The sequence below is a fragment of the Pseudomonas sp. HAR-UPW-AIA-41 genome (assembly GCF_002304225.1).
Classification (GTDB): domain Bacteria; phylum Pseudomonadota; class Gammaproteobacteria; order Pseudomonadales; family Pseudomonadaceae; genus Aquipseudomonas.
This window is the reverse complement of record NZ_NSLB01000008.1, coordinates 84,219-109,654: the sequence shown is the minus strand read 5'-3', so window position 1 is coordinate 109,654 and position 25,436 is coordinate 84,219. Positions and strand designations below refer to the sequence as shown.

At 60.1% G+C, this 25,436-nt stretch carries 21 protein-coding genes; 8 read left to right on the top strand and 13 right to left on the bottom strand.

Features of this window, described 5'->3' with window-relative positions; genetic code table 11:
- Positions 1-197: 197 nt before the first annotated feature.
- From CK486_RS14940 to CK486_RS14905, 8 genes are read right to left on the bottom strand one after another with little or no spacing between them, the layout of a single operon-like run.
- Positions 198-1,820 carry an AAA family ATPase gene (locus CK486_RS14940; RefSeq protein ID WP_095941102.1) on the bottom strand — a complete coding sequence of 541 codons (1,623 nt, stop codon included), beginning with the start codon at positions 1,818-1,820 and terminating at the stop codon, positions 198-200.
- Positions 1,821-1,834: 14 nt separating this feature from the next.
- Positions 1,835-2,932: a 3-dehydroquinate synthase gene (aroB, locus tag CK486_RS14935; RefSeq protein ID WP_095941101.1), complete on the bottom strand. Its 1,098-nt coding sequence runs from the start codon at positions 2,930-2,932 to the stop codon at positions 1,835-1,837.
- 52 nt (positions 2,933-2,984) lie between these two features.
- Positions 2,985-3,503: a shikimate kinase AroK gene (gene aroK / locus CK486_RS14930; RefSeq protein WP_095941100.1), complete on the bottom strand. Its 519-nt coding sequence runs from the start codon at positions 3,501-3,503 to the stop codon at positions 2,985-2,987.
- 4 nt (positions 3,504-3,507) lie between these two features.
- A complete protein-coding gene (pilQ, locus tag CK486_RS14925; RefSeq protein WP_095941134.1) occupies positions 3,508-5,601 on the bottom strand; it encodes a type IV pilus secretin PilQ in 2,094 nt (697 codons plus the stop codon).
- A gap of 54 nt (positions 5,602-5,655) precedes the next feature.
- Positions 5,656-6,177, bottom strand: a complete 522-nt coding sequence (gene pilP / locus CK486_RS14920; protein WP_095941099.1) for a type 4a pilus biogenesis lipoprotein PilP — start codon at positions 6,175-6,177, stop codon at positions 5,656-5,658.
- Positions 6,174-6,803, bottom strand: a complete 630-nt coding sequence (pilO, locus tag CK486_RS14915) for a type 4a pilus biogenesis protein PilO (protein WP_095941098.1) — start codon at positions 6,801-6,803, stop codon at positions 6,174-6,176. The genes pilP and pilO overlap by 4 nt, the downstream gene beginning before the upstream one ends.
- Complete coding sequence (locus CK486_RS14910; RefSeq protein ID WP_095941097.1) at positions 6,800-7,384, bottom strand: PilN domain-containing protein; 585 nt, start codon at positions 7,382-7,384, stop codon at positions 6,800-6,802. The genes pilO and CK486_RS14910 overlap by 4 nt, the downstream gene beginning before the upstream one ends.
- On the bottom strand, positions 7,384-8,445 hold the full coding sequence (locus CK486_RS14905) for a pilus assembly protein PilM (RefSeq protein ID WP_095941096.1): 1,062 nt from the start codon (positions 8,443-8,445) through the stop codon (positions 7,384-7,386). The genes CK486_RS14910 and CK486_RS14905 overlap by 1 nt, the downstream gene beginning before the upstream one ends.
- Positions 8,446-8,626: 181 nt before the next feature.
- Between CK486_RS14905 and CK486_RS14900 the strand changes: the two genes are divergently transcribed.
- On the top strand, positions 8,627-11,041 hold the full coding sequence (locus CK486_RS14900; protein ID WP_095941095.1) for a penicillin-binding protein 1A: 2,415 nt from the start codon (positions 8,627-8,629) through the stop codon (positions 11,039-11,041).
- Positions 11,042-11,099: 58 nt separating this feature from the next.
- Here CK486_RS14900 and CK486_RS14895 read toward each other — a convergent pair whose 3' ends face one another.
- The 4 genes from CK486_RS14895 to rpmE all read right to left on the bottom strand — a co-directional run bounded on the left by CK486_RS14895 (position 11,100) and on the right by rpmE (position 14,915).
- Positions 11,100-12,368: a malic enzyme-like NAD(P)-binding protein gene (locus CK486_RS14895; protein WP_095941094.1), complete on the bottom strand. Its 1,269-nt coding sequence runs from the start codon at positions 12,366-12,368 to the stop codon at positions 11,100-11,102.
- Between the two features lie 87 nt (positions 12,369-12,455).
- Positions 12,456-13,883: a M48 family metalloprotease gene (locus CK486_RS14890; protein WP_371915506.1), complete on the bottom strand. Its 1,428-nt coding sequence runs from the start codon at positions 13,881-13,883 to the stop codon at positions 12,456-12,458.
- The gene (locus tag CK486_RS14885; protein WP_095941093.1) at positions 13,880-14,680 is read right to left on the bottom strand and encodes a thermonuclease family protein; all 801 of its coding nucleotides are present in this window, start codon (positions 14,678-14,680) and stop codon (positions 13,880-13,882) included. The genes CK486_RS14890 and CK486_RS14885 overlap by 4 nt, the downstream gene beginning before the upstream one ends.
- 22 nt (positions 14,681-14,702) lie before the next feature.
- Complete coding sequence (gene rpmE / locus CK486_RS14880; protein ID WP_095941092.1) at positions 14,703-14,915, bottom strand: 50S ribosomal protein L31; 213 nt, start codon at positions 14,913-14,915, stop codon at positions 14,703-14,705.
- A 165-nt stretch (positions 14,916-15,080) separates the two neighbouring features.
- On the opposite strand from rpmE, the gene CK486_RS14875 reads away from it, so the two are divergent.
- From CK486_RS14875 to CK486_RS14865, 3 genes are all read left to right on the top strand, one after another.
- Positions 15,081-17,300, top strand: coding sequence for a primosomal protein N' (locus CK486_RS14875; protein WP_095941091.1), 2,220 nt, complete (start codon positions 15,081-15,083; stop codon positions 17,298-17,300).
- A 91-nt stretch (positions 17,301-17,391) separates the two neighbouring features.
- Positions 17,392-19,131 carry an arginine--tRNA ligase gene (argS, locus tag CK486_RS14870; protein ID WP_095941090.1) on the top strand — a complete coding sequence of 580 codons (1,740 nt, stop codon included), beginning with the start codon at positions 17,392-17,394 and terminating at the stop codon, positions 19,129-19,131.
- Complete coding sequence (locus CK486_RS14865; protein WP_095941089.1) at positions 19,132-19,866, top strand: SPOR domain-containing protein; 735 nt, start codon at positions 19,132-19,134, stop codon at positions 19,864-19,866.
- Between the two features lie 34 nt (positions 19,867-19,900).
- On the opposite strand, the gene CK486_RS14860 is transcribed toward CK486_RS14865, so the two are convergent.
- Complete coding sequence (locus tag CK486_RS14860; protein ID WP_095941132.1) at positions 19,901-20,860, bottom strand: NYN domain-containing protein; 960 nt, start codon at positions 20,858-20,860, stop codon at positions 19,901-19,903.
- Between the two features lie 212 nt (positions 20,861-21,072).
- On the opposite strand from CK486_RS14860, the gene hslV reads away from it, so the two are divergent.
- The 4 genes from hslV (at position 21,073) to phaC (ending at position 25,352) form a co-directional block, all read left to right on the top strand.
- Positions 21,073-21,609 (top strand): ATP-dependent protease subunit HslV, encoded by a 537-nt coding sequence (gene hslV, locus CK486_RS14855; RefSeq protein ID WP_095941088.1) that lies wholly within the window; start codon positions 21,073-21,075, stop codon positions 21,607-21,609.
- Between the two features lie 23 nt (positions 21,610-21,632).
- Complete coding sequence (gene hslU, locus CK486_RS14850; protein WP_095941087.1) at positions 21,633-22,970, top strand: ATP-dependent protease ATPase subunit HslU; 1,338 nt, start codon at positions 21,633-21,635, stop codon at positions 22,968-22,970.
- A gap of 40 nt (positions 22,971-23,010) precedes the next feature.
- Positions 23,011-23,385, top strand: coding sequence for a gamma-butyrobetaine hydroxylase-like domain-containing protein (locus tag CK486_RS14845; protein WP_095941086.1), 375 nt, complete (start codon positions 23,011-23,013; stop codon positions 23,383-23,385).
- A gap of 290 nt (positions 23,386-23,675) precedes the next feature.
- Positions 23,676-25,352, top strand: coding sequence for a class II poly(R)-hydroxyalkanoic acid synthase (gene phaC / locus CK486_RS14840; protein WP_095941085.1), 1,677 nt, complete (start codon positions 23,676-23,678; stop codon positions 25,350-25,352).
- Positions 25,353-25,436: the final 84 nt, after the last annotated feature.

Sequence of the window (25,436 nt, the reverse complement as noted above, 5' to 3'; positions counted from 1 at the left end):
CACCAGAAAAATTCCAAATATTTCAAAAACTTACCAAGCGCGCAGGTCGAAGCGCCAGCTTTGCGCAGGCAAAAGGGAGGGCATAATACACACCACGCAGCGTGCGTTACAATTTTTCGTCGCGCAAAAAAGAAACCAAATGTCGCTTTTCCGGAACAACGCGACCCGCAAGCCATGCTATGGCTTGCGGGTCGCTGTTACCTAGCGATTTCTTGCTTGATGCTGGCAAAGCTCTTGGGGAAAGGCTTGCCAGCCTGAAGCTTGGCAGGCATGGACTTGACCGCCGCCTGGGCCGCGGCCCGCGAGGCAAAGCTGCCATAGGTAACCACGTACAGCGCCTGCCCCTGGTGAGACTTGCGGTAGTAGTGATACTGACTCCCCTGCTGCCCGACAAAGCTTTTTGCCGCCGACTCAGAACGGGTTCCGAATACCTGCAGGGCAAAATGCGCAGCCGGCTGACCGGTATACCAGGTAACCCCCTGCGAAGCCGGCTTGGCTGCAACAGGAGCAGGTTTGACCGGCGCGGAAGCGACAGGCTTGGCAACCGGCGCCGCTGGCTTTACCGGAGCTGGCGCGGCAGCTACCGGCTTCGCGACCGGCGCTACAGCCGGAGCCGGAGCCGGAGCCGGAGCCGGAGCCGGAGCCGGAGCCGGAGCCGGAGCCGGAGCCGGAGCAATCTGAGCGGTTTGAGTGGCCGCAGGCAAGCTTGGCTGCGAAGCAGGTGCAACTGGCGGTGCCATTTGAGACAGATCAGCAGCCGGCTCCTCTGCCTCACCTTCACCCGCCGCCTGTGCCAGCGGCTGACGAATCACCGGCTGCGCCTCACCCACCAAAGGCAAAGGCAGAGGCTGATTCCCCCCCGCAAACTCGACGGCCGGCGCCACACCGTCCGATGGAGCTGACGGGGCAGCAGGAATAGCGGCCGGCTGTTGCAGAGCCACTTCGGGTGACGATGCCGGCTGTTCGCTATGACTTTGCATGAACCACGCAGCCGTAACACCAAGCGCCACAACCACTAGCGCCACCAGATGCTTGACCGGCAACTTCAACCCGGCGCCACCAGCACGACTGCCTGCGCGCTCGGCCAGCATTGACTCGATCATCACATCACGAGCGACCTGATTGACCAGTCCTGGCCAACCCGAGGACTGCTCGTGGATATCTTCCAACTGCTCGTCACTCAGCAACTCAATGCCCTGACCAGCCCCCTCAAGGCGCTGAGCAAGATAATCACGCATCTCATCCAGCGAATAAGGCTGCAACTCAATGGCATGCACGCACTCTTCACCATTGGCCAGCGACTCGAGACGCGGTACGACCGCAGAACTGGCAAACAGGAAGACATGTGGATGCCCCGGTCCATCTCCTGCCGCCAGAGCGAGCAGCGCCTGCAGAGCAGAGTCATCCAGCAGCTCAGCGTCATCTACCAGCAGGTAGACCTCCTGCCCAGTCAGAGACAATTGCGCCACCTGAGCCAGGATTGAGCGAAGATCCGCCTGAGCAACAGCCAGCCCCTGAGCGATCTGGCGCAGCACCGCCGCCGCATCGACGCCGCCGCTGCGAGCTGCAATCACCACGCTCTGCACAGACTGCTTGTTGGTGCTGGCTACCAGCGCCTGGCGCAGCAGGGTTTTCCCACTGCCGCGCGGCCCCGTTACAGCCAGCAGCAACTGACTGTAACGGGCCAGATGATGCAACTGCCCAAGAACAGGCTTGCGCTGTGCCGGGAAAAACTTGAAACCGGGTACGCGCGGAGCAAAAGGATCGTGGCTGAACTGATAGTGGCCGAGGAAAGCCTCATCGGCATGCAAGTTGGTCATCAGACTGCAATCTCTTAGATTTGGGCGGCAATGCGCGAATAGTCAGCTTCCAGAACACTGTCGAGCACGGCGCGCGGAAAGTCGCCTGTGACGACCGCTTCTCCCAGCGCAGACAACAGAACCAGGCGCAACTTGCCATTCAGTACTTTCTTGTCAACGGCCATATGCCGCGCAAAGTCGGCAGGCGTCATATCCTCAGGAGGAACAATAGGCAGCCGGGCACTGCGCAGCAGACGAACGGAACGATCGCGCTGTTCCTGCGTGATGCTGCCGAGCTGGCAGGACATTTCCAGCGCCATAACAGTCCCTGCCGATACGGCCTCGCCATGCAGCCAGACACCATATCCCTGATGAGTCTCGATGGCATGACCAAAGGTATGACCGAGGTTCAGAATCGCCCGCACCCCACCTTCGCGCTCATCAGCGGACACCACCCGGGCCTTGGCGGCACAGGAGCGCTCGATAGCCTCACTCAGAAGTGCCTCATCAAGCGCCAGCAGTCCGGCCATATGCTGCTCTAGCCAGGCTAGAAATGGCTCATCACAGATCAAGCCATACTTGATCACTTCAGCCAAACCTGCCGACAACTCACGCTCCGGCAAAGTTTTCAGCGTGGCAATATCAATGATCACCGCCTTGGGCTGATAGAACGCCCCGATCATATTCTTGCCCAGCGGGTGGTTGATCCCGGTCTTTCCGCCTACCGACGAATCGACCTGAGACAAAAGCGTGGTAGGAATCTGAATAAAGTCGACCCCACGCTGATAGCTGGCCGCAGCAAAACCTGTCATGTCGCCAATCACACCACCGCCAAGCGCTATGAGCGTGGTTTTACGGTCATGCCTGGCTTCAAGCAATGCATCAAATATGCGCTGCAGCACTTCCCAGTTTTTAAATTCCTCGCCATCGGGCAGAACAATCGGCAAAACCGAGAATCCATCAAGCGCATTGATCAGCTGCTGCAGATAAAGAGGCGCCACGGTCTCATTGGTCACAATGGCAACCTGCTGACCTGCAACATGCGGAGCGATCAAATCACGCGCCGCCAGAAGGCCTGAACCGATATGAATGGGATAACTGCGATCGCCAAGATCAACCTGAAGTGTCCGCATGACGCCCCCTAGAAAACGAAGCCGCATAGGATACTCCAGTTTGAAGCCGGCATTAACGGGGAGGAAGCGCGCGAAGCCGCTCGATGATTTCCTGTACCACCAGGCGCGGCGGCCGCTCATCGGTTTCAATAATAATGTCGGCGATTTCGCGATAAAGCGGATCGCGAATAGCCATCAGCTCACGGAGAACCTTTGCCGGATCATCACGCTGCAGCAGCGGACGATTGCGATCGCGGGCAGTTCGCTCAATCTGCTGATCCACAGAGGCATGCAGATACACGACGCGACCGCCATCACGCAGGCTACGCCGATTGACCTCGCGCAATACGGCACCACCACCGGTTGCCAGAACCAGAGCCTCGCCCGCGCTCAGATCAGCAATAACCGCCTGCTCACGCTCACGAAAGCCCTGCTCACCCTCCACATCGAAAATCCAGGGAATATCCGCGCCAGTGCGCTGTTCAATTTCCTTATCGGAGTCCTTGAACGGCAAACGCAGCTCTTTAGAAAGAAGACGCCCGATGGTGCTTTTGCCAGCACCCATCGGGCCAATCAGAACTATGTTATTCACGAGGTCAGCGGGTTACCGCGATAGCCTGATTATTCATGATGCGCGGTGTCAGGAAGACAAGGAGCTCGGTCTTGGAATCCTCAACCACATCACGCTTGAACAGACGCCCGAGATAAGGGAGGTCGCCAAGGAACGGAACCTTATCAACAGTCTTGGACTGTTTGTTCGTGAACACACCGCCGATCACAATCGTTTCACCATCCGAAACCAGAACCTTGGCATTTACCTCATTCTTATCAATCGGCGGAACACCATTCACCGAGCGACTAAAGTCAGGAGCATCTTTAGTAACCTTTACCTCCATAATAATTCGGCTATCCGGAGTGATCTGCGGAGTAACCTCCAGCGCCAGCGCCGCCTCCTTGAAAGCTGTGGTCGTCGCACCACTGGAACTGGCCTCCTGATAGGGAACTTCCTGCCCCTTGAGAATCTTGGCCGTTTCTTTATCCGATGTCATGACTTTGGGTTGAGAGACAACCTCACCGTTACCGGTTTTCTCCATTGCCGACAGCTCTAGATCAAGAATGGTGTTATCAGTAATGAAACCAATACCGAAACCCGAGGTGCGTTTCAGAGAACCCATGTCAACAAATGGGAAGTTACCATTGGAATCTGCACCCTCATCCCCATTTTCATCGCCACGATCATCATTGCCATAGCCGACAAAGTTTCCCTGATCACCAGCACGATTGAAGGTCCCCCCCCATCGTACACCGACCTCCTTATCGAAGCCGACATTAGCCTCAACAATTCGCGCCTCAATCATTACCTGACGCACTGGAATATCGAGCTGAGCCACAATGCGCCGCAATTCTTCAAGTTTCTCTTCGGTTTGATAGGCAATGATGCTGTTCGTACGATCATCCACAGTAACCGAACCGCGCTCAGCCGTAGCCGATTCAGAACTTCCATCTGCACTCGTCACCGACTGAAAAAGCTTGGCGATATCGGCAGCTTTAGCGTAGTTGACCTGAATAAGCTCACGCTTGAGGGGGGCCAACTCCGCAATCTGCTTCTGCGACTCCAGTTCTTGACGCTCACGAGCGGCAATTTCGTCAGCAGGCGCAACCAAAAGCACGTTACCAACTTTGCGCTTATCCAGTCCCTTAGTTTTCAAAACAAGATCAAGCGCCTGATCCCACGGGACATTCTGCAGGCGCAGAGTGATATTGCCTTGAACTGTGTCGCTCGCCACCAAGTTTAGATCGGTAAAATCGGCAATCAACTGGAGCACGGAGCGAACATCGATATCCTGGAAGTTAAGAGAAAGCTTCTCTCCAGAGTAGGCGAATCGCTCAGCTTTCTTTTTCTCGACATCCCCCTGGCTAAGCGGCTTGACACTGATAGTCAACTTATCCTCAGCCTGATAGGCGAGGTAGTCGTAATAGCCACTTGGCTCAATGACCACACTGGCCTTATCTGCAGAAGTACTCGCATTTACAAACTGAACAGGAGTGGCGAAATCCTTAACATCCAAGCGAACACGCAGCGACTCTGGCAGCTGAGTTTTTGCAAAGTCCAGACGAATCTTGCCACCCTGCTCTTGGATGTCCGGACTCACAGAAGGATCAGAGAGCTGAATAACAACATTCCCCTCCCCCTGCTCTCCACGCTGAAAGTCAATATTACTAATCGACCGGCCGACCGGCGCATAAGACTTGGAGGTCGGCGCTGAGTTTAAGGCGCTTGACGCTGGTTTGGGTACAGCCGCAACTAATGGGCTACCACCAACCATAACGAACAAGCTATTGCCTTCTACACGAGTGCTGTAGGGCGCCAAGTTAGTCAGATTGATGATTAAGCGCGTACGATCCTTGGCCTCAACAACAGTGACGCTTCGCGCATTACCAACCCCCAACTCACGATTCTTGGCCGCCAATGCACTATCAACGCCCGGCAAATCAAGCGCAATACGAGCAGGTTGCTCAATGGTGTATCCACGCGGAGCCGCAACCGGTTCGTCAAATGTGAGCTTTAACTCCACTCGATCACCGGGCAGCGAGGCGACATCCAACCCCTGCAAGGTAGTCGCAAGAACAGCGGGACTGACCAACAGGGCCAGAAGAGAAACTCCGAAGCGTGACAGTGAGCTGTTCATGGACTTATTCCACTTGGCAGACAAATAATTGTTTTTAATTTCTGGCTTGGTCATTTAAGCGCGCTCCTTCAACGGCAAAGTTCTTGGGCGTTCCAGCCACCCACCCTCGCCATCAGGGACAATTTCCATGACTTCGATTTTCGATTCATCGATCGTCATAATTCTTCCGTGATTGCGCCCAAGATAGTCCCCTGCACGTACCCGATGCACGCCACCCGCACCTTTAACCAAGGCAAAAGCACCTGTCTCATTTTTGAGAGTGCCGACCATCTCAAAGGTCTCTATATTGAACCCTTCCAAGAACTGCTTAACTCTTGCCTCGTCAGGCTTTATTTCCTTTGAGCCTTTTTCACGCCGAATCAAATCAATCTTGATTGGAGGCTGAAAAGGGCTTCGAAGAGATGCCGCATTATAGGTAAATGCCTCGTAAGCTTGGAACTTAGGCAGAGGCTCAATTGCCCCCTTCGGCTTCGTCTTAACCTCATCCATGAATGATTGAAGATCTGCGAAATCACCGCCGGAGTCACACCCGGTCAGCAGGACGAAAAAAACGAGTGAAAACCATGAGAGCCTCATTTATTCCCAAGCCCCTTATCGTTATAACGATAGGTTCTAGCCAAGATTGACATAGCCAGGCGCGAGCTTCCCGCCTCAGAAGTCACAGGCTGAACCTCAAAATCATGCAGAGTGACAATACGGGGAAGACTGGCCACCCCACTGACAAAGGTAGCCAAATCGTGATAACTACCGACCACAGAAATCTTTATAGGCAACTCTATATAGAACTGCTGAGCAACCTCAGGCTGCAACTTGATCTCAGAAAACTCCAAGCCACTACCAAGCCCCGTGCGAGTTATATCCTCAAGCAAACCGGGCACTTCAGTATCACTCGGCAATTGCCGCAACAAAGCACCGAATGACTCCTCCATCTCAGCCATTTGCACTTTGTAGGCTTCAAGATTTGCTGCCTGAAAGGCCTTAGTCGAAAATTGTTGCTTTAATGTTTCCTCTTGTCCTCGTTCGTTATCGAGCTGCAGCTGCAAATCGTTCAGATGCAAGTAGTACCCCAGACCCAGCACCGCAACCAAGAGAATAATGCAGGTTATAAACTTTACCGGAGCCGGCCACGATCCTAAGTTGTTAACATCCAGATCATTAATATCAATCTTGCGCAGCGCCTCAAGAGAATCTGCAAAACTCATTTCTTCGCCCCCCCGTCAGTAGACTGACCTTCGACGGCAGGCTGTGTCTGCTGAACCGTCAGCAAAAAGACATTTGCCTGATCTACGGCCCCTGCGGTCACCGCCTTAACCTCAGACAGGTTCGGCGCCTCCAGCCATTCAGAAGCATCCAGATTGCGCATCAAATTAGAGACACGATTATTCGACTCAGCCGCCCCCGCAATGGTGATGGCTTTCCCAGCCATTTTCACACTTGAGAAATAAACACCATCGGGCAGCGTGCGTACCAACTGATCAAATACACGCCCAATAACAGGTCGATTGCCCTGCAAGTCCTGGATGATTTTCATCCGTTCCAGCAGCTGTTCTTTCTTGGTTTTCAGCTCACTGATTTCCTTGATGCGCGCATCCAGAACAGCGATCTCCTTACGCACAAACTCATTGCGCGCCATCTGATTTTCAATCTGTGAATTCAGATACTGTGCAGCAAGAAAAACCAAGCCAGCACCCAAGCCAATAAAAGCCACCATAGCCACAAGGAATCGCTGTTTACGCTCCTCGCGCAGTTGCTCCCGCCAAGGTAAGAGGTTGATCCGTGCCATTAGTCGAAACTCCTCATTGCCAGACCACAGGCAATCATCAGGGACGGAGCATCACTGGCCAACGCCCCCGCATTCACCTTGCCACTCAATGCCATGTCGGCAAAAGGATTAGCCACCAAGGTAGGAGTACCGATTTTCTGCTGAATGAGTCGATCCAAATCAGCAATGGAGGCAGTGCCACCGGCGAGAAGTATGTAATCGACTTCATTGAACTGGCCAGCAGCAAAGAAGAACTGCAAAGAGCGGGAAACCTGTTGCACCACCGCATCCTTGAACGGCTGCAGCACCTCGGACTCGTAATCATCCGGAAGGCCGCCTTGCTTCTTCGCCAGACCAGCCTCCTCCACGGAAAGCCCATAGCGGCGCTGAATCTCTTCAGTCAGTTGACGACCACCAAACAGTTGCTCGCGCGTGTAGATGGTTTTGCCGCCATGCAAAACACTCAGCGTGGTCATGGTCGCACCCACATCAACCAAGGCGACTGTCAGATCATCCTGCCCACCACTCAACTGCGGCAACATCAATGAGTAAGCTCGCTCTAGAGCGTACGCCTCAACATCGACGACTTTGGCAGTAAGTCCAGCCAAGGCCAGGGCAGCCTCGCGGACCTCGACATTCTCCTTGCGGCAAGCAGCCAGAAGCACCTCGACGCGCTCAGGATTTCTTGCAGAAACACCCTGAACCTCAAAATCGATGGCAACTTCTTCTAGCGGATATGGGATGTACTGATCAGCTTCTATCTTCAGCTGATTCTCCAATTCATCATCGGAGAGCCCTGCTTCCATTTCGATCGTTTTGGTAATAACCGCAGAACCAGCAACAGCAACTGCAACTGAGCGCGCGCTGGTTTTCGCCTTGGCGAGCACACGCGCCAAGGCCTGCCCCACCCCCTCGAGCTCGGCGATGTTCTTCTCAACAACAGCATTAGGTGGGAGCGGCTCAACAGCGTAGGCCTCCACCTTGTAGCGGCTACCTGAGCGACTCAGTTCAAGGAGCTTGACCGAGGTCGAACTGATATCGATCCCCAGCAGCGTGTTCGCTTTCTTATTGAGCCCTAGCACGACCGATTTCCTATCAGCATCCGTAACTTACGGACGATTTATGTTTTTCCACATTAAATAACAGTCTTGACAGAAGCGCAAATGGCTACCCAGGAAAAAAAACGCTTATAATGTGACCAGCCTTTCCCTTTCAGCCCCACCCCTTTCATAACTCATTCTTTTAACTGGAAATCCAATAGCCTTGATGCGCTTGTTGAAGCTTTTCTGGTGGTCCGGCGTTGCCATTTTTTGTGGCTTGCTACTCAGTTTGAGCGGCACCTATCTTTATCTTAGCCCCGGCCTGCCATCCGTCGAGTCGCTGCGCACGATCAAACTTCAGATTCCTCTCAGGGTGTACAGCCAGGACGGAAAGCTGATTGCCGAGTTTGGTGAAATGCGCCGCTCCCCCATCAGCTTCCAACAAATCCCTAGCGACTTCATCAATGCCATCCTGGCAGCTGAAGACGACAATTTCGCCAATCATTATGGTGTCGACCCAAGCAGCCTGATGCGCGCTGCCACGCAAATTTTGCAAAGCGGGCAGATCCAGAGTGGCGGAAGTACCATCACCATGCAGGTCGCCAAGAATTTCTTTCTGACCAGCGAGCGTAGCTTTTCACGCAAGATCAACGAAATCCTGCTTGCCTTGCAAATCGAGCGCGAGCTGAGCAAAGACGAAATCCTTGAGCTTTACATCAACAAGATCTACCTGGGCAACCGCGCCTACGGCATTGAAGCCGCAGCACAGGTGTACTACGGAAAGAGCATCAACCAGCTCAGCCTCGCCCAGCTAGCCATGATCGCCGGCTTGCCCAAAGCACCTTCTCGCTTCAACCCACTGGTAAACCCTCAACGGAGCAAAGAGCGTCGCGACTGGATTCTTGGTCGCATGCTGAAGCTCGGCAAGATCGACCAAGCTCGTTACCAGGCAGCACTCGCTGAGCCGATCGAAGTCGTCCAACACGTGACAGTTCCCGAACTGCAAGCGCCTTATATTGCCGAGATGGCACGCGCCGAAATGGTTGGCCGCTACGGCAGCGAAGCCTACACCGAAGGCTTCTCAGTAATCACCACCACGCCCAGCCAGCTGCAGACAGCAGCCACTCAGGCGGTTCAGTCCGGTCTGATGGAATATGATCAACGCCATGGCTATAGAGGTCCCGAAGCTCGCTTTCCCGGCATGACTATACCGAGCTGGAAGCAGGAGCTCGTCAAGCAGAAGACACTCGGCGTGCTGGAACCCGCAATCGTCACCCAGGTGGAGAAAAGCGGACTGCTGGTACTGACCCGATCAGGGCAGGAAGAAAGCGTCAGCTGGGACAGCATGAAATGGGCACGCCCCTTCCTTAATACCAACAGCCTGGGCCCACGCCCGCAAAACCCGAGCAACGTTGCCACCATTGGCGACCTGATTCGCGTCGAGCGCATGCCGGAGGGTAGCCTGGCTTTCCGTCAGCTTCCCGCGGCGCAGAGCGCCCTAGTGTCGCTCGACCCTAAAAATGGGGCCATCCGAGCCTTGGTAGGCGGTTTCTCCTTCGAACAGAGCAACTACAACCGTGCAGCCCAAGCCAAACGCCAACCCGGCTCCAGCTTCAAGCCCTTCATTTATGCAGCGGCACTGGACAATGGTTTCACTGCAGCCAGCCTGGTCAATGATGCTCCCATAGTGTTTCAGGAAGCAGGCATGGAAGAAGCCTGGCGTCCGAAGAATGACAACAACACCTTCCTAGGGCCGATTCGCCTGCGTGAAGCGCTGTACAAGTCACGCAACCTAGTGTCGATTCGCCTGCTGCAAACCATTGGCATCGACTATGCGCTTAACTATGCGACCCGCTTTGGATTCAAACGCGACGAGCTGCCACGCAATCTCTCACTCGCCCTAGGCACGGCAACGCTCACGCCATTGGAAATTGCTACAGGCTGGAGCGTTCTTGCCAACGGCGGCTACAGCGTTTCGCCCTACCTGATTGAGCAGATCACTGATCGCACTGGCAACGTGGTGTTTCGCGCTAATCCAGCCAGCGCGCCATCCGCTGATAGCGCCTCCACAGAAAACCAGAGCGACTTAGCGACTGCGAGCAATACAGCTACCGAAATCAAACCAGCAGAGCGGGTTGTTGATGAACGCACGACGTACATCATGACCTCCATGCTGCAGGATGTTATTCGGCGCGGCACAGGGCGCCGAGCATTAGCCATGGGGCGCAATGACCTGGCCGGCAAAACTGGCACCACCAACGAGTCCAAGGACAGCTGGTTCTCCGGCTACAACGCCGACTATGTCACGACTGTGTGGGCCGGCTTTGATCAACCGGAGAGCCTCGGCCGCACCGAATATGGCGGCACGGTTGCCTTGCCGATCTGGATGAGCTTCATGAGCGTGGCCCTCAAGGACAAGCCGGAGCACCTTCAGCCCGAGCCCGCTGGCATACTCAGCCTGCGCATTGACCCACGAAGTGGTCGTGCAGCTGCCCCAGGCGCCAGTGACGCTTACTTTGAGGTATTCAAAAGCGAAGACACACCGCCGCCGACCAGCGAGGTGGAGGGTTTCGGCAGCATTCCCGGCAGCCCCCTGCCTGAGGACGAAAGCGGCAGCGCACCAATGGATCTGTTCTGATCACCGGCCGAAATAAAAAAGCCCCGCGTCTGCGGGGCTTTTTTATTTCTAAGCTCAATCAGCCACTGAACACATCGCTTACAGACTGCAGCGGATAGTGCTTTGGATACGGCAGGGTCGCCACGCCGCTGTCGATTGCAGCCTTGGCCACCGCATCGCAAACCACGGTGATCAGACGCGCATCCATCGGCTTCGGAATGATGTACTCGCGGCCGAAGCTCAGCGCGATGCCACCATAGGCATCACAGACTTCCTGCGGCACCGGCAGCTTGGCCAGTTCGCGCAGCGCGTGAGCAGCGGCGATCTTCATTTCTTCGTTGATGCGCGTGGCGCGCACGTCGAGCGCGCCACGGAAGATGAAGGGGAAGCCCAGCACGTTGTTGACCTGGTTCGGGTAGTCCGAACGACCGGTCGCCATGATCACATCCGGACGCGCCTCGCGCGCCAGCTCCGGCTTGATCTCCGGATCAGGGTTGGAGCAGGCAAAGACGATCGGGTCGCGAGCCATGCGCTTGAGATCATCGGCACTGAGCAGGTTGGCACCCGACAGACCAACGAATACGTCGGCGCCATCCAGCGCTTCGGACAGAGTGCGCTTGTCGGTCTCGAGCGCGAACACGGCCTTGTACTGATTGAGATCGTCACGCTTGGAGTGAATCACGCCCTTGCGGTCGATCATGAAGATGTTCTCGACCTTGGCACCCATGCTCACCAGCAGCTTCATGCAGGAGATGGCGGCAGCACCCGCGCCGAGGCAGACAATCTTGGCTTCGGGCAGCGTCTTGCCGGCGATTTCCAGCGCGTTGAGCATGCCTGCCGCCGTCACGATGGCGGTACCGTGCTGATCGTCATGAAACACCGGAATGTCGCACTGCTCGATCAGTGCACGCTCGATCTCGAAGCACTCGGGTGCCTTGATGTCCTCGAGGTTGATGCCGCCGAAAGTGATGGAGATACGCTTGACCGTGTCGATGAACGCCTGCGGGCTTTCGGAGTCGACTTCGATGTCGAACACGTCGATACCGGCAAAACGCTTGAACAGTACACCCTTGCCTTCCATCACCGGCTTGGAGGCCAGCGGGCCGAGATCACCCAGACCGAGAATGGCCGTGCCGTCGGAGATGACCGCTACCAGATTGCCTTTGCCGGTGTAGCGATAGGCCAGTTCCGGATCACGCGCGATCTCACGCACAGGCTCGGCCACGCCAGGGCTGTAGGCCAGCGACAGGTCGCGGGCAGTCGCCGTCGGCTTGGTCAGTTCGACGCTGAGCTTTCCGGGGCGAGGATTGGCGTGGTATTCAAGCGCGGCGTTTTTCAGATCGGACATGTTCGCTATTCCGCAAGGTGATGTACAACAGGGGCAGGGAGCATACGGCAAAGCCGCCCGCAGCCTCAAGGTCAATCCCCATAAAGGCTAGTCGAGAATCTTCAGCCATTCGCCGTTTTTGGCCTCTCCGCTCGGGTACAGGCCATTGAGCAGACGCAAACGCGCCAGCGACTCTTCGGGCTTACCACCTTTACCAATGAAGTCCTGCAACTGCTGCCCGGGCTTCAGCCTGACCAGTTTCAGCCGCCTTGGCTCGGCCAGCTTGCGCTCATCGGCTTGCAGCGGCCGGAAGCTCTTGATGACCTGCATAAAAGCATCATCCCAGGACTGCAGCGAACCCTCGCGCACCACACCAACGAACTGATAGGCATGCCCACCACGCATCACCACCGCCACACGGCGCGCTGGCCTGCCGGGGAGAATACCGACGACACCATCCTCTCCCGGCAAAGGCAGCTGCTCGCGCACCTGCCCACCCGCCTTGCGCCGCAGAAAATCGGCAGCGGACTCGCCCTGACGCGCCTCGCCCAGCGTCATGGCAAGCACCGCCCGCTCATCGGGTGACTGACCGATCAGCACATCGGGGCGATTATCCAGCGCCCAGCCCTGCGGATAGCGCAGCGTGAAGTTGAGATCCCGATGATAGAACGCTGACCCGCGCCGCACACCGGTCTCTGCGGAATCACCAAAAGGCAGGCCCTGAATGCGCTGCAGGTATTCATCGCGCCGGTCCTCCTGCCCGCTGCCGGAAGCCAGCGCGCTGGCCGGCCCGACCACCTGCTGCAGGCGCGTGTCGTGATCTGGGTGGGTATCAAACAGACCGTGATAGCTGGACGGCGGCTCGGCCTGCCCCTTGGCGCGCGCCTGATCGCGGGCGAAGTCACTCTGCGCCTTGAGCACCTTGACCACCTCGATCATCGCCCGCGGGTCATAGCCGCTGCGTGCCAGATACTGGGCGCCCAACCCATCAGCCTCCAGCTCCATATCACGGCCATAACCGCTGACCACCGCGCCACCCAGCACATTGGTGATATCCGCAGCCGCACCAACTCCGGTGCCGACCGCCACGGCCTGCCCGAGGATGCCCCAGGCGGCCGACTGACTCTGCTGGCGCACGCTGTGGCGTGCCGTGACATGCCCGACTTCGTGGCCCAGCACGGCGGCCAGCTCCGCTTCGGAGTTAAGATAAGCCATCAAACCCCGGTGAATGTAGATATAGCCGCCCGGCAAGGCGAAGGCGTTGATGTCCGGTGAGTCAATCACGGTGAAGTGGTAGGCCAGGTTGCTGCGGTGACTGTGACTGGCCACTCGCTCACCCACCTGCTGCACATAGGCCTGCAGCGCCTCGTCGGGGTAGCGCGGATATTGCCTGGCAATCTCCTGGTTGTACTGGCGCCCCATGGCGAGCTCCTGCTGCTCGCTCATCATCACGAAGTCACTGCGCCCGGTGGCCGGATTGACCGCACACCCCGCCAGCGCCTGCAGCAACATCAGCAGAGCAACGAGCCTCATCATGGTTTCACCTCCAGCATCCGCGGATGCGATACCTGCAGCAGCCAACGCGCCTGATTCGGTTTGAGACCGCCGCGACGTGCCCGATCGATGACCCAGCCCCGGACCTCAAGCTCTCGTCCGGTCAGCGCCTCCAACTCATCGACAGAAAAATTCTTCACGTGCTTGCCCGGCACCTGCACCACCAGCGGCCCGACCATTTCCAGCCAGATGCCTCCGCGATTGCGCTCGACGCGCTCAACCCGGGCACGTAGCAAGGAAAAACCACCTTGCGACAGGTCATCGGCTGCCCGTACCGGACTGCGCTGCCACACGCCAAGGCGTGCCGCGCGGGCCTGCTGCTCGGCCTGCGCCTGACAGTCAGCGAGCGCCACGTTGGGCGCCAGCGCCACCATAAACCCCAGCCCCTCGGCGAGCAGCTGTTCTTCAAGATTGCGCCCACGGGCGTCGAACGCATGCGCCAGCACCCGCCCGTAGTGATCGCGCGCCTGCCGGCCACTGACCAGACGCACGCGCTGCTCACTTTGCCTGACCAGCTCGGCCAGACGCTGCTGCGCCTTCTGCCCCAGAGGTTCGGCCGGACGACCATGATGCGCCAGCTCCGGGGCATTCACCCCGATCAGGCGCACGCTGCGACCATCGGCTAGCTTGAGCGTGTCGCCATCCACCGCGCGCTCGACACGCACTTCCTGACCGGCAGAAGGCGCCATACAGGTGGCGCCCGCCGCCCCCAGCCAAATCGCAGAAACGAAAAAGGCGCCCACCAGGGACGCCTTTTTCAGCAGTACGCGACAACCCATAAGGTTGCGGCCCTCAGCCCAATTACTTGGTGCCGAACACGCCGAAACGCTGCTTGAAGCGATCGATACGGCCGCCGGTATCCAGCACTTTCTGCTTACCGGTGTAGAACGGGTGGCACTCGGCGCAAACGTCGAGGCTCAGGTCCTTGCACAGGGTGGAACGGGTCTTGACCACGTTGCCGCAGCTGCAAGTCGCGGTAACTTCTTCGTACTTCGGATGGATGTCCGCTTTCATGATGATTCCTCAGGGCGTGGTGTGCCGCCACCTGGAGCCATTTCCAGGCACCGCACGGAAAATCGGGCAGCGGATGATACCAGACCACCCCGTCGTTGCAAGCAATGGGCAAATACTGCGCGATAGGCGGACATGCTAGCATCCACGGCCTGTTCGGAGCCTGCCGTGCCACCCGTGATCCTGCGCCTTGCCCTGCCCTCGCCACTGCGTCGGCTGTTCGACTACCTGCCTCCTGCCGGCGTGCCTGCGACCACCCTGCAGCCCGGCATGCGCCTGCGCGTTCCTTTTGGCCGGCGCGAGATCATCGGCATCCTCGTCGAACTGACAACACACTCCGAAGTACCCGCTGACAAACTGCGCCCGGCCCTGGAGTTACTGGATCGCCAGCCACCACTACCGGCCAGCCTGTTCAAGCTCAGCCTATGGGCCGCGCAGTACTACCAGCACAGCCTCGGCGACACCTTCGCCTGGGCTCTGCCAACCCTGCTGCGCCAGGGCGAGCCGGCCGAGACGCGCATCGAGCGCATCTGGCACGTCAGCCCCGACGCGCAGCTGGACGATCCGCGCCTGAGTCGCGCCCCGCGTCAGCTCGAAGCCCTACGCGCCCTCAGCCAGCACCCCCATGGTGTGCCCCAGGCCTTGCTGGAGCGCCTGCAGCTCAACCGCGACAGCCTCAAGCTGCTGCTCGACAAAGGCTTGATCCATATCGAAGAGCGCCGCCAGGCACCGGCCGAGCGGCACGGTGCCTGGCTGGCTCAGGCCGAGCTGCCACTCAATGACGAGCAGCGCCGCGCCTTCGAGGCGGTTCGCGCCGGCTTTGGCCAGTTCCACTGCGCCCTGCTGGCCGGCGTCACCGGCAGCGGCAAGACCGAGGTCTACCTGCAGCTGATCCGCGAAACCCTTGAGGCCGGCAAGCAGGCGCTGGTACTGATCCCGGAGATCAATCTGGGGCCGCAGACCCTGGAACGGTTCGCCCGCCGCTTCAATGCACGCATCGTCCTGCTGCACTCGGCCCTGACCGACCGCGAACGCCTGGATGCCTGGCTGGCCGCCCGCGATGGCGCCGCCGACATCGTTATCGGCACAAGATCTGCGCTATTCACCCCGCTGAAGAACCCGGGCCTGATCATCGTCGACGAGGAGCACGACGCTTCCTATAAACAGCAGGAAGGCCTGCGCTACCACGCCCGCGACCTGGCCGCTGTGCGTGCGCGGCTGGAGAACATCCCGCTACTGCTTGGCTCAGCCACCCCGGCTCTGGAGTCGCTGCACAATGCCCAGAGCGGCCGCTATGCATTACTGCGTCTGAACCAGCGCGCCGGCCATGCCCAGCCTCCGCGCTTAATTCGCCTCGACATCAAGAGCCTGCCGCTCGACTCGGGCATCTCCGGCCCGCTGCAACAGGCCATCCGCCAGACCCTGGAAGCCGGCCAGCAGGTGCTGGTCTTCCTCAACCGCCGCGGCTTTGCCCCCACGCTGCTGTGCCACGACTGCGGCTGGATGAGCCAGTGCCCGCGCTGCGACGCGCGCATGACCTACCACCAGCGCAGCCGCGAGCTGCGCTGCCACCATTGCGATCACCGCGAACGCCCGCCAACCCAGTGCCCGAAGTGCAATCACCTCGACCTGCGCCCGGTCGGCGCCGGCACCGAACGCGCCGAGGAACGGCTGAGCACCCTGTTCCCGGACACCGAGGTACTGCGCATCGACCGCGACAGCACCTCGCGCAAGGGCAGCATGGACCGCCTGTTCCAGCGCATCCAGCATGGCGAACCGTGCATCCTCATCGGCACCCAGATGCTCGCCAAGGGCCACCACTTCCCGCGCGTCACCCTGGTGGCGGTACTGGATGCCGATGGTGGCCTGTTCTCGGCCGACTTCCGCGCCAGCGAACGCATGGCCCAGCAGATCATTCAGGTCGCCGGCCGCGCCGGCCGCGCCGAGATGCCCGGCAAGGTGGTGGTGCAGACCCATCTGGCCGACCACCCTCTGCTGGTGCAACTGACCGAGCAGGGCTACTTCGCCTTCGCCGAGCAGGCCCTGAGCGAGCGGCGCGGCGCGGGCCTGCCGCCCTTCGCCCACCTCGCCCTGCTGCGCGCCGATGCCCATCAGCCGGGCCAGGCCGAAGCCTTCCTCGACCACGCCTGCAGCCTGGCCGAACAGATGCGCGATGAGCTGCAACTGGAAGCGGTCGAACTACTCGGCCCGGTACCCGCACCGATGGAGCGCCGCGCCGGCCGCCACCGCGCCCAGCTGCTGCTGCAGGCAGGCAACCGCGCCACCCTGCACCGCCTGCTGACGCCCTGGCTGCAGGCTCTGGAGCAGTTGCCGGGCAGCCGCAGTGTGCGCTGGTCGATCGACGTCGACCCGCTCGACCTGTTCTGAGTCGCCACCATTCACCCCTGAGCGGTTGGCAAGGCCTCGACTGCCGCGGATAATGCCCGGTTTGCGACCCGCACGGCCGACCGAGCAGACCATGAAAGACAGCATTCGCCACCTGATCCAGCAAGCCCTGACCCGCCTCACCGCCGACGGCGTACTGCCCGAAGGCCTGAGCCCGGTGATTCAGGTGGAGAACACCAAGGACAAGAGCAACGGCGACTTCGCCAGCAACATCGCCATGATGCTGGCCAAACCTGCCGCCATGAAGCCGCGCGATCTGGCCGAGAAGCTGGTCGCCGCCCTGCCGGCCGACAGCCAGATCAGCAAGATCGAAATCGCCGGCCCGGGCTTTCTCAACTTCTTCCAGAACAGCGACGCCCTGGCCCAGCGTCTGGAGGCCGCGCTGGCCGACGACAAACTCGCCGTGCGCAAAAGCACCCCGGCGCAGCGCGTGGTGGTCGATCTCTCCTCGCCCAACCTGGCCAAGGAGATGCACGTCGGCCACCTGCGCTCGACCATCATCGGCGACGGCGTCGCCCGCGTACTGGAGTTCCTCGGCGACACAGTCATCCGCCAGAACCACGTGGGCGACTGGGGCACTCAGTTCGGCATGCTGCTGGCCTACCTGGAGGAAAATCCGGCAGCGGCCGAAAGCGAGCTGTCCGACCTCGAACAGTTCTACCGCGCCGCCAAGAAGCGCTTCGACGACTCGGTCGAGTTTGCCGACCGCGCCCGCGAGCTGGTGGTGCAGCTGCAGGCCGGCGACGAGAACTGCCTGCGCCTGTGGAACCGCTTCAACGACATCTCCCTGTCGCACTGCCAGAAGGTCTACGACCGCTTGGGCGTCAAGCTGTCGATGGCCGACGTCAAGGGCGAGAGCGCCTACAACGCCGACCTGCCGGGCATCGTCGATGCCCTGCGGGCAAAAGGCCTGCTCAGCGAGAGCGAAGGCGCCCAGTGCGTGTTCATGGACGAGTTCAAGAACGCCGAAGGCAACCCGCTGCCGGTCATCGTGCAAAAGGCCGGCGGCGGTTACCTGTACGCCACCACCGACCTCGCCGCCATGCGCTACCGCAGCCAGCAGCTGCAGGCCGACCGCGCCCTGTACTTCGTCGACCAGCGTCAGGCCCTGCACTTCCAGATGGCCTTCGAGGTCGCCCGCCGCGCGGGCTTCGTGCATGAAGGCATGCAGCTGGAGCACATGGGCTTCGGCACCATGAACGGCGCCGACGGCCGCCCGTTCAAGACCCGCGACGGTGGCACGGTGAAGCTGATCGACCTGCTCGACGAAGCCGAAGAGCGCGCTTACAGCCTGGTCAAGAGCAAGAACCCGGACCTCGCCGAGGACGAACTGCGCAGCATCGCCCGCGCCGTCGGGATCGGCGCGGTGAAGTACGCCGACCTGTCCAAGCACCGCACCAGCGACTACAGCTTCAACTTCGAGCTGATGCTGAGCTTCGAGGGCAATACCGCGCCCTACCTGCTGTACGCCTACACCCGCGTGGCCAGCGTGTTCCGCAAGCTGGGCCAGGGCATCGAAAGCATCGGCGGCCAGATCAGCCTGCAGGCCGAGCAGGAGCAGGCCCTGGGCGGCAAGCTTGCGCAGTTCGGCGAGCTGCTCAACAGCGTGGCCGACAAGGGCACGCCGCACCTGCTGTGCAACTACCTGTATGACCTCGCCGGCCTGTTCTCCAGCTTCTACGAGAACTGCCCGATCCTCTCCAGTGAAGACGAAGCTGTGCGCAACAGCCGTCTGCGCCTGGCCGCACTGACCGGCCGTACCCTCAAGCAGGGTCTGGAACTGCTCGGCCTGCAGCCGCTGGAGCGCATGTAAGTGAGCGCAAAGAAGAAACCGGCGCCCAAGCGCGGCGCCAGCCGCTATCAGGCACCGCCGAAGAAGCCGGTACCGGGCTGGGTGTGGATGGTCTGCGGCCTGGTGATCGGCGGCTTCATCGCCTTCCTCATGCAGCTGGAGCCCGGCCGCAAGGATATCCAGCGCGAAACCGCCGAGAACAAGAAGGCCGCCAGCGAGCACCCGCAGCCGAATACGCCGGCTACCGCGCCGCAGCCGGTCAAGCCCAAGTACGACTTCTATACCCTGCTGCCGGAATCCCAGGTTGAAGTCCCGGAGGGCGCCATTCCCGAAGAGCAGAAGCCCGGCACAGCCCCCGTTCCGCTGACGCCCGAGCAGGAAGCCGAGCGTGCCTTGGCCCTGCTGGAAGGCCGCGAGCCGCCGAAGATCACGCCACCGGCCGCCACGCCCGAGGCCGACAAAGCCGCCACCGACAAGACTGCCGCTAAAGCAGAAGCGGCCAAGGCCGCACCGAGCACGCAGTTCTTCCTGCAGGCCGGCTCGTTCCGCAACCAGAACGATGCCGACAAGCTGCGCGCACAGATCATCCTGCTCGGCCAGAACGTGCAGATCGAATCCGGCAAGGTCCGCGAGGAAACCTGGCACCGCGTGCTGGTTGGCCCCTACGCCAGCCGCGAGCAACTGGCGAGCGCGCAGAAGCAGCTGGCCGGCAACGGCTTCAGCAATCTGCTGTTACAGCAGCGTCAGAGCCGCTGAGCGAGAAACCAGAGAGATAAGGCTCCTTGAAGCCTCAGCACTGACGAGGGTTAGGGGATGGCAGCAGTGCTGGATCTAGCTGTCGCGAGATTTTTTTGCAGCAACGGGGACACCAAGCCACACCGTGATGCTCCAAAAGATTATCGCAGCCACACTGAGGACAGCGCTCTGCAGCCTTCTCTGAACTGGGCGCCTCCAAAGTGACATCTAGATCCGCCCTAGATGCCAGAGACACATTCCAATGACCTCCCAGCTCCTGAATCGGCGCAAGCAGATCGTAGGTCTTGAGCATGTCTAAGAGGCCTGTATGGCCGTAGGTCTGCGGAGAAAAGGCCGGATCAGTCCGCTTAAGGTACTGCCCCAACGCACCCAGACTCACCTTTCCCTCGCCGGTATCCCTAGTCAGCAAGGCAACTGCATCCACCACGAAACGAGGCCGCCGTTTGACTGGCGCTTTGGGTGACTCGGGTTTTGCCTTTTCAACCCTGCTCGCTGGGTCAGCCTTATTGTCAACTTTCCCTGCATCGACATTGAGATCAAGCGGCTCGGGAGCCGGACGCGCCCATTCGAAGAACTGATCGCTGGCATTGCGCAAGGCGTCAGGCGTCTTGGCCTCACCGACGATACAGACAGTCGCCCCGCGCTCGCGCAACTTGCGACACAGGTAGGCAAAGTCGGAGTCGGAGGTCACCAGGCAAAAGGTATCGGCTCGTTCATCAAACAGCGCCTCCAGCGCATCGAGGGCCAACGCAATATCAGCGGTGTTCTTACCAGATGCATACTGATATTGCAGGCATGGCGTGAACGCCTGACGCACCAAAGCCTCTTGCCAACGATTCCCCAAGGTAGCGTGATTGCCATATCCTCGCCGCAAAACCACTCGTCCAAACTGAGCGACCACAAGCAAGGCATGCTCCAGGATGTCTGGCGAAACGTTGTCACAATCGACCAAGACCGCAACCCGAGCCTCACTTGTAGTTTGATAGGCACTCATCCAAACAAACCTCTCCATAAAAAAGGGCCCGACAGCCCTCTTGCTGAGGATATTAACGATACCCACAGCCATCCGCACTGAGCAGATAGACAGCGAGTCCTTCCATAGCCGCTGAGCAGGTTTTTCCGGCGCCCCGGTTGAAAAGCCCGGGCGCCTCCCCCATCTGAGTCTCTATTCGGGCCAACCGGCCCAGTAGCGCGGAGACTCTCCCCTTGACCACCATCGTTTCAGTGCGGCGCCATGGCAAAGTCGTCATGGGCGGCGACGGCCAGGTATCCCTCGGCAACACCGTGATGAAAGGCAACGCCAAAAAGGTGCGCCGCCTCTATCACGGCCAGGTGATTGCCGGATTCGCCGGCGCCACGGCAGACGCCTTCACCCTGTTCGAGCGCTTCGAAGGGCAGCTGGAAAAACACCAGGGCCATCTGGTGCGCGCTGCCGTCGAGCTGGCCAAGGACTGGCGCACCGACCGTAGCCTGAGCCGGCTGGAAGCCATGCTGGCAGTGGCCAACAAGGATGCCTCGCTGATCATCACCGGCAACGGTGACGTGGTCGAGCCCGAGCACGGCCTGATCGCCATGGGCTCCGGCGGCGGTTTCGCCCAGGCCGCCGCCCTGGCCCTGCTGCAGAAAGGCGGCGACGAACTGTCCGCCCGCGAGATTGCCGAAACCGCCCTGAACATCGCCGGCTCCATCTGCGTGTTCACCAACCAGAATCTGACGCTTGAGGAGCTGGATTCGGCCGTCTGAGCCGTCTCCGCCGGAGCCCCGCCATGTCCATGACACCCCGCGAAATCGTTTCCGAACTGGATCGCCACATCATCGGCCAGGACGACGCCAAGCGCGCCGTGGCCATTGCCCTGCGCAACCGCTGGCGGCGCATGCAGCTGCCCGCCGAGCTGCGCCAGGAAGTCACGCCGAAGAACATTCTGATGATCGGCCCCACCGGCGTCGGCAAGACCGAAATCGCCCGACGCCTGGCCAAACTGGCCAACGCGCCGTTCCTCAAGGTCGAGGCCACCAAGTTCACCGAGGTCGGCTATGTCGGCCGTGATGTCGAATCGATCATCCGCGACCTGGCCGATGCCGCGCTGAAGATGCTGCGCGAGCAGGAAATGCAGAAAGTCAGCTTCCGCGCCGAGGACGCCGCCGAAGAGCGCATCCTCGACGCCCTGCTGCCACCGGCCCGCACCGGTTTCGGTGAGGAGCCGGTGCGTGAGGACAGCAACACCCGCCAGCTGTTCCGCAAGCGCCTGCGCGAAGGCCAACTGGACGACAAGGAAATCGACATCGAAGTGGCCGACTCACCCATGGGCGTGGAAATCATGTCGCCACCGGGCATGGAGGAAATGACCAGCCAGCTGCAGAACCTGTTCTCCGGCATGGCCAAGGGCAAGAAAAAGAGCCGCAAGCTCAAGGTCAAGGAAGCCTTCAAGCTGATCCGCGACGAGGAAGCCGCGCGTCTGGTCAACGAGGAAGAACTCAAGACCAAGGCTCTGGAGGCCGTAGAGCAACACGGCATCGTGTTCATCGACGAGATCGACAAGGTCGCCAAGCGCGGCAATGTCGGCGGCGCCGACGTGTCCCGCGAGGGCGTGCAGCGCGATCTGCTGCCGCTGATCGAAGGCTGCACGGTCAACACCAAGCTGGGCATGGTCAAGACCGACCACATCCTGTTCATCGCCTCCGGCGCCTTCCACCTGTCCAAGCCCAGCGATCTGGTGCCCGAGCTGCAGGGTCGCCTGCCGATCCGCGTCGAACTCAAGGCCCTGTCGCCGCAGGACTTCGAGCGCATCCTCACCGAGCCGCACGCCGCGCTGACCGAGCAGTACCGCGAGCTGCTGAAGACCGAAGGGCTGAACATCGAGTTCGCCGCCGACGGCATCCAGCGCCTGGCGCAGATCGCCTGGCAGGTCAACGAGAAGACCGAGAACATCGGTGCCCGCCGCCTGCACACCCTGCTCGAGCGCCTGCTGGAAGAGGTGTCGTTCAGCGCCGCCGACCTGGCCAGCCAGCACCTCGAGGCGCCGATCCGCATCGACGCAGCCTACGTCAACAGCCACCTCGGCGAGCTGGCTCAGGACGAAGACCTGTCGCGTTACATCCTCTGACCTTCTGCGAGACCGGGGCGGGCAACCGCCCCGCCGGCCCATGCCCAAGATCCCCAGCGCCATCCAGCTGCACAAGGCCTCACGCACCCTCGACCTGAGCTACGGCAGTGAGCACTACTCACTCAGTGCCGAGCTGTTGCGTGTGCACTCCCCTTCAGCCGAGGTGCAGGGGCATGGCCAGCCGATCCTGCAGTTCGGCAAGCAGAACGTTGCCCTGCTGAAGATAGAGCCGGCCGGCAACTATGCGCTCAAGCTGACCTTCGACGACGGCCACGACAGCGGTCTGTATACCTGGGACTACCTGTACCAGCTGGCCACCCGTCAGACAGAGCTGTGGAACGATTACCTGGCCCAGCTGGAAGCGGCCGGCAAGTCGCGTCACCCGGACGAGTCCGTGGTAAAGCTGATGCTCTGAAGCAGTGCCTGCGGCTGCTTGCCGCACCCTCCCTGCCCAAGGTTAGGGCGCATTTTCTAAAGTCCCTTGCAATACTCGCCGCCAAACAAACACCGGCGTAAACGCTTGCGTGAACTGTAAAACTCGGGTAACCAGAAGGTGGCAGGCTCCATGCATTGGTACAACCAATGCCACCGCAAGGCGGAGCCTGCTCCGTCACACGTCAACCCGAGCAGTACCAGGTCCCTGAGCGCTGTGTCCGCGACACAGTCGAACGCCGGTATCAGTCTCTGGACAATGGAGCGTCGTAGATGACCAACAAGAATAATGACCTGCCACAACAGGCGGCTGAAAGCACCCTTGGCCTCAACCCGGTAATCGGATTTCGCGGCAAGGACATCCTCACCTCGGCGCGCATGGTGCTCATGCAGGCGCTAAAGCAACCTATTCACAGCACCAAACACGTCGCCCGCTTCGGCCTGCAGCTGAAGGACGTGGTACTGGGCAGCTCCGAGCTGAAACCGGAAAGCGATGACCGTCGCTTCACCGACCCGGCCTGGAGCCAGAACCCCCTGTACAAGCGCTACATGCAGACCTACCTGGCCTGGCGCAAGGAACTGCACGAGTGGATTGAAGAGAGCGCACTGTCCGAGCAGGACACCAGCCGCGCGCACTTCGTCATCAGCCTGATGACCGAAGCCATGTCGCCAACCAACACCCTGGCCAACCCGGCCGCGGTCAAACGCTTCTTCGAGACCGGCGGCAAGAGCCTGCTCGACGGCCTGTCGCACCTGGCCAAGGATCTGGTCAACAACGGCGGCATGCCCAGCCAGACCGACATGACCGCGTTCGAAGTGGGCAAGAGCCTGGCCACCACCGAAGGCGCCGTGGTGTTCCGCAATGACGTGCTCGAACTGATCCAGTACAAGCCGGTCACCGAGCAGGTACTGAGCCGACCGCTGCTGGTGGTGCCGCCGCAGATCAACAAGTTCTACGTCTTTGACCTGTCGCCGGAGAAGAGCCTGGCGCGATTCTGCCTGCGCAACGGCCTGCAGACTTTCATCGTCAGCTGGCGCAACCCGACCAAGGCTCACCGCGAGTGGGGCCTGTCGACCTACATCGAAGCGCTCAAGGAAGCCATCGACGTGGTCTGCGCCATCACCGGCAGCCCGGACGTCAACACGCTCGGCGCCTGCTCGGGCGGCATCACCACCGCCGCGCTGCTGGGGCACTATGCCGCCAGCGGCGTGAACAAGATCAATGCGGTTACGCAGATGGTCAGCGTTCTCGACTTCACCCTGGACACCCAGGTCGCCCTGTTTGCCGACGAGAAGACCCTGGAAGCCGCCAAGCGCCGCTCCTACCAGTCCGGCGTTCTCGAAGGCAAGGACATGGCCAAGGTGTTCGCCTGGATGCGCCCGAACGATCTGATCTGGAACTACTGGGTCAACAACTACCTCCTCGGCAACGAGCCGCCGGTGTTCGACATCCTCTACTGGAACAACGACACCACGCGCCTGCCGGCCGCCTTCCATGGCGAACTGGTGGAAATGTTCAAAACCAACCCGCTGCTGCGCCCCAATGCCCTTGAGGTATGCGACACGCCGATCGACCTGTCCAAGGTCACCTGTGACCTGTACTGCGTAGCCGGCACCACCGACCACATCACCCCCTGGGAGGCCTGCTACAAGTCAGCCCTGCTGGTCGGTGGCAAGGTCGAGTTCGTACTGTCCAACAGCGGGCATATCCAGAGCATCCTCAACCCGCCGGGCAACCCCAAGGCACGCTTCATGACCGGCGAGGACATGCCCAGCGATCCGAAGCTGTGGCAGGAGCGCGCCACCAAGCATGCCGACTCCTGGTGGCTGCACTGGCAGAAGTGGATCACCGCTCGCTCCGGCGAAAGCAAGAAAACGCCCAGCAGTCTGGGCAACAAGAAGTACCCGGCCGGCGAAGCTGCGCCCGGTACCTACGTGCACGAGCGCTAAGCACTCGTGCCGGTCACTGCGGTACCCGGACGTGCCGCCTCGCTCACTGTCCGACCTGAGGTCGGGCAGTGCTGCGCCGGATTC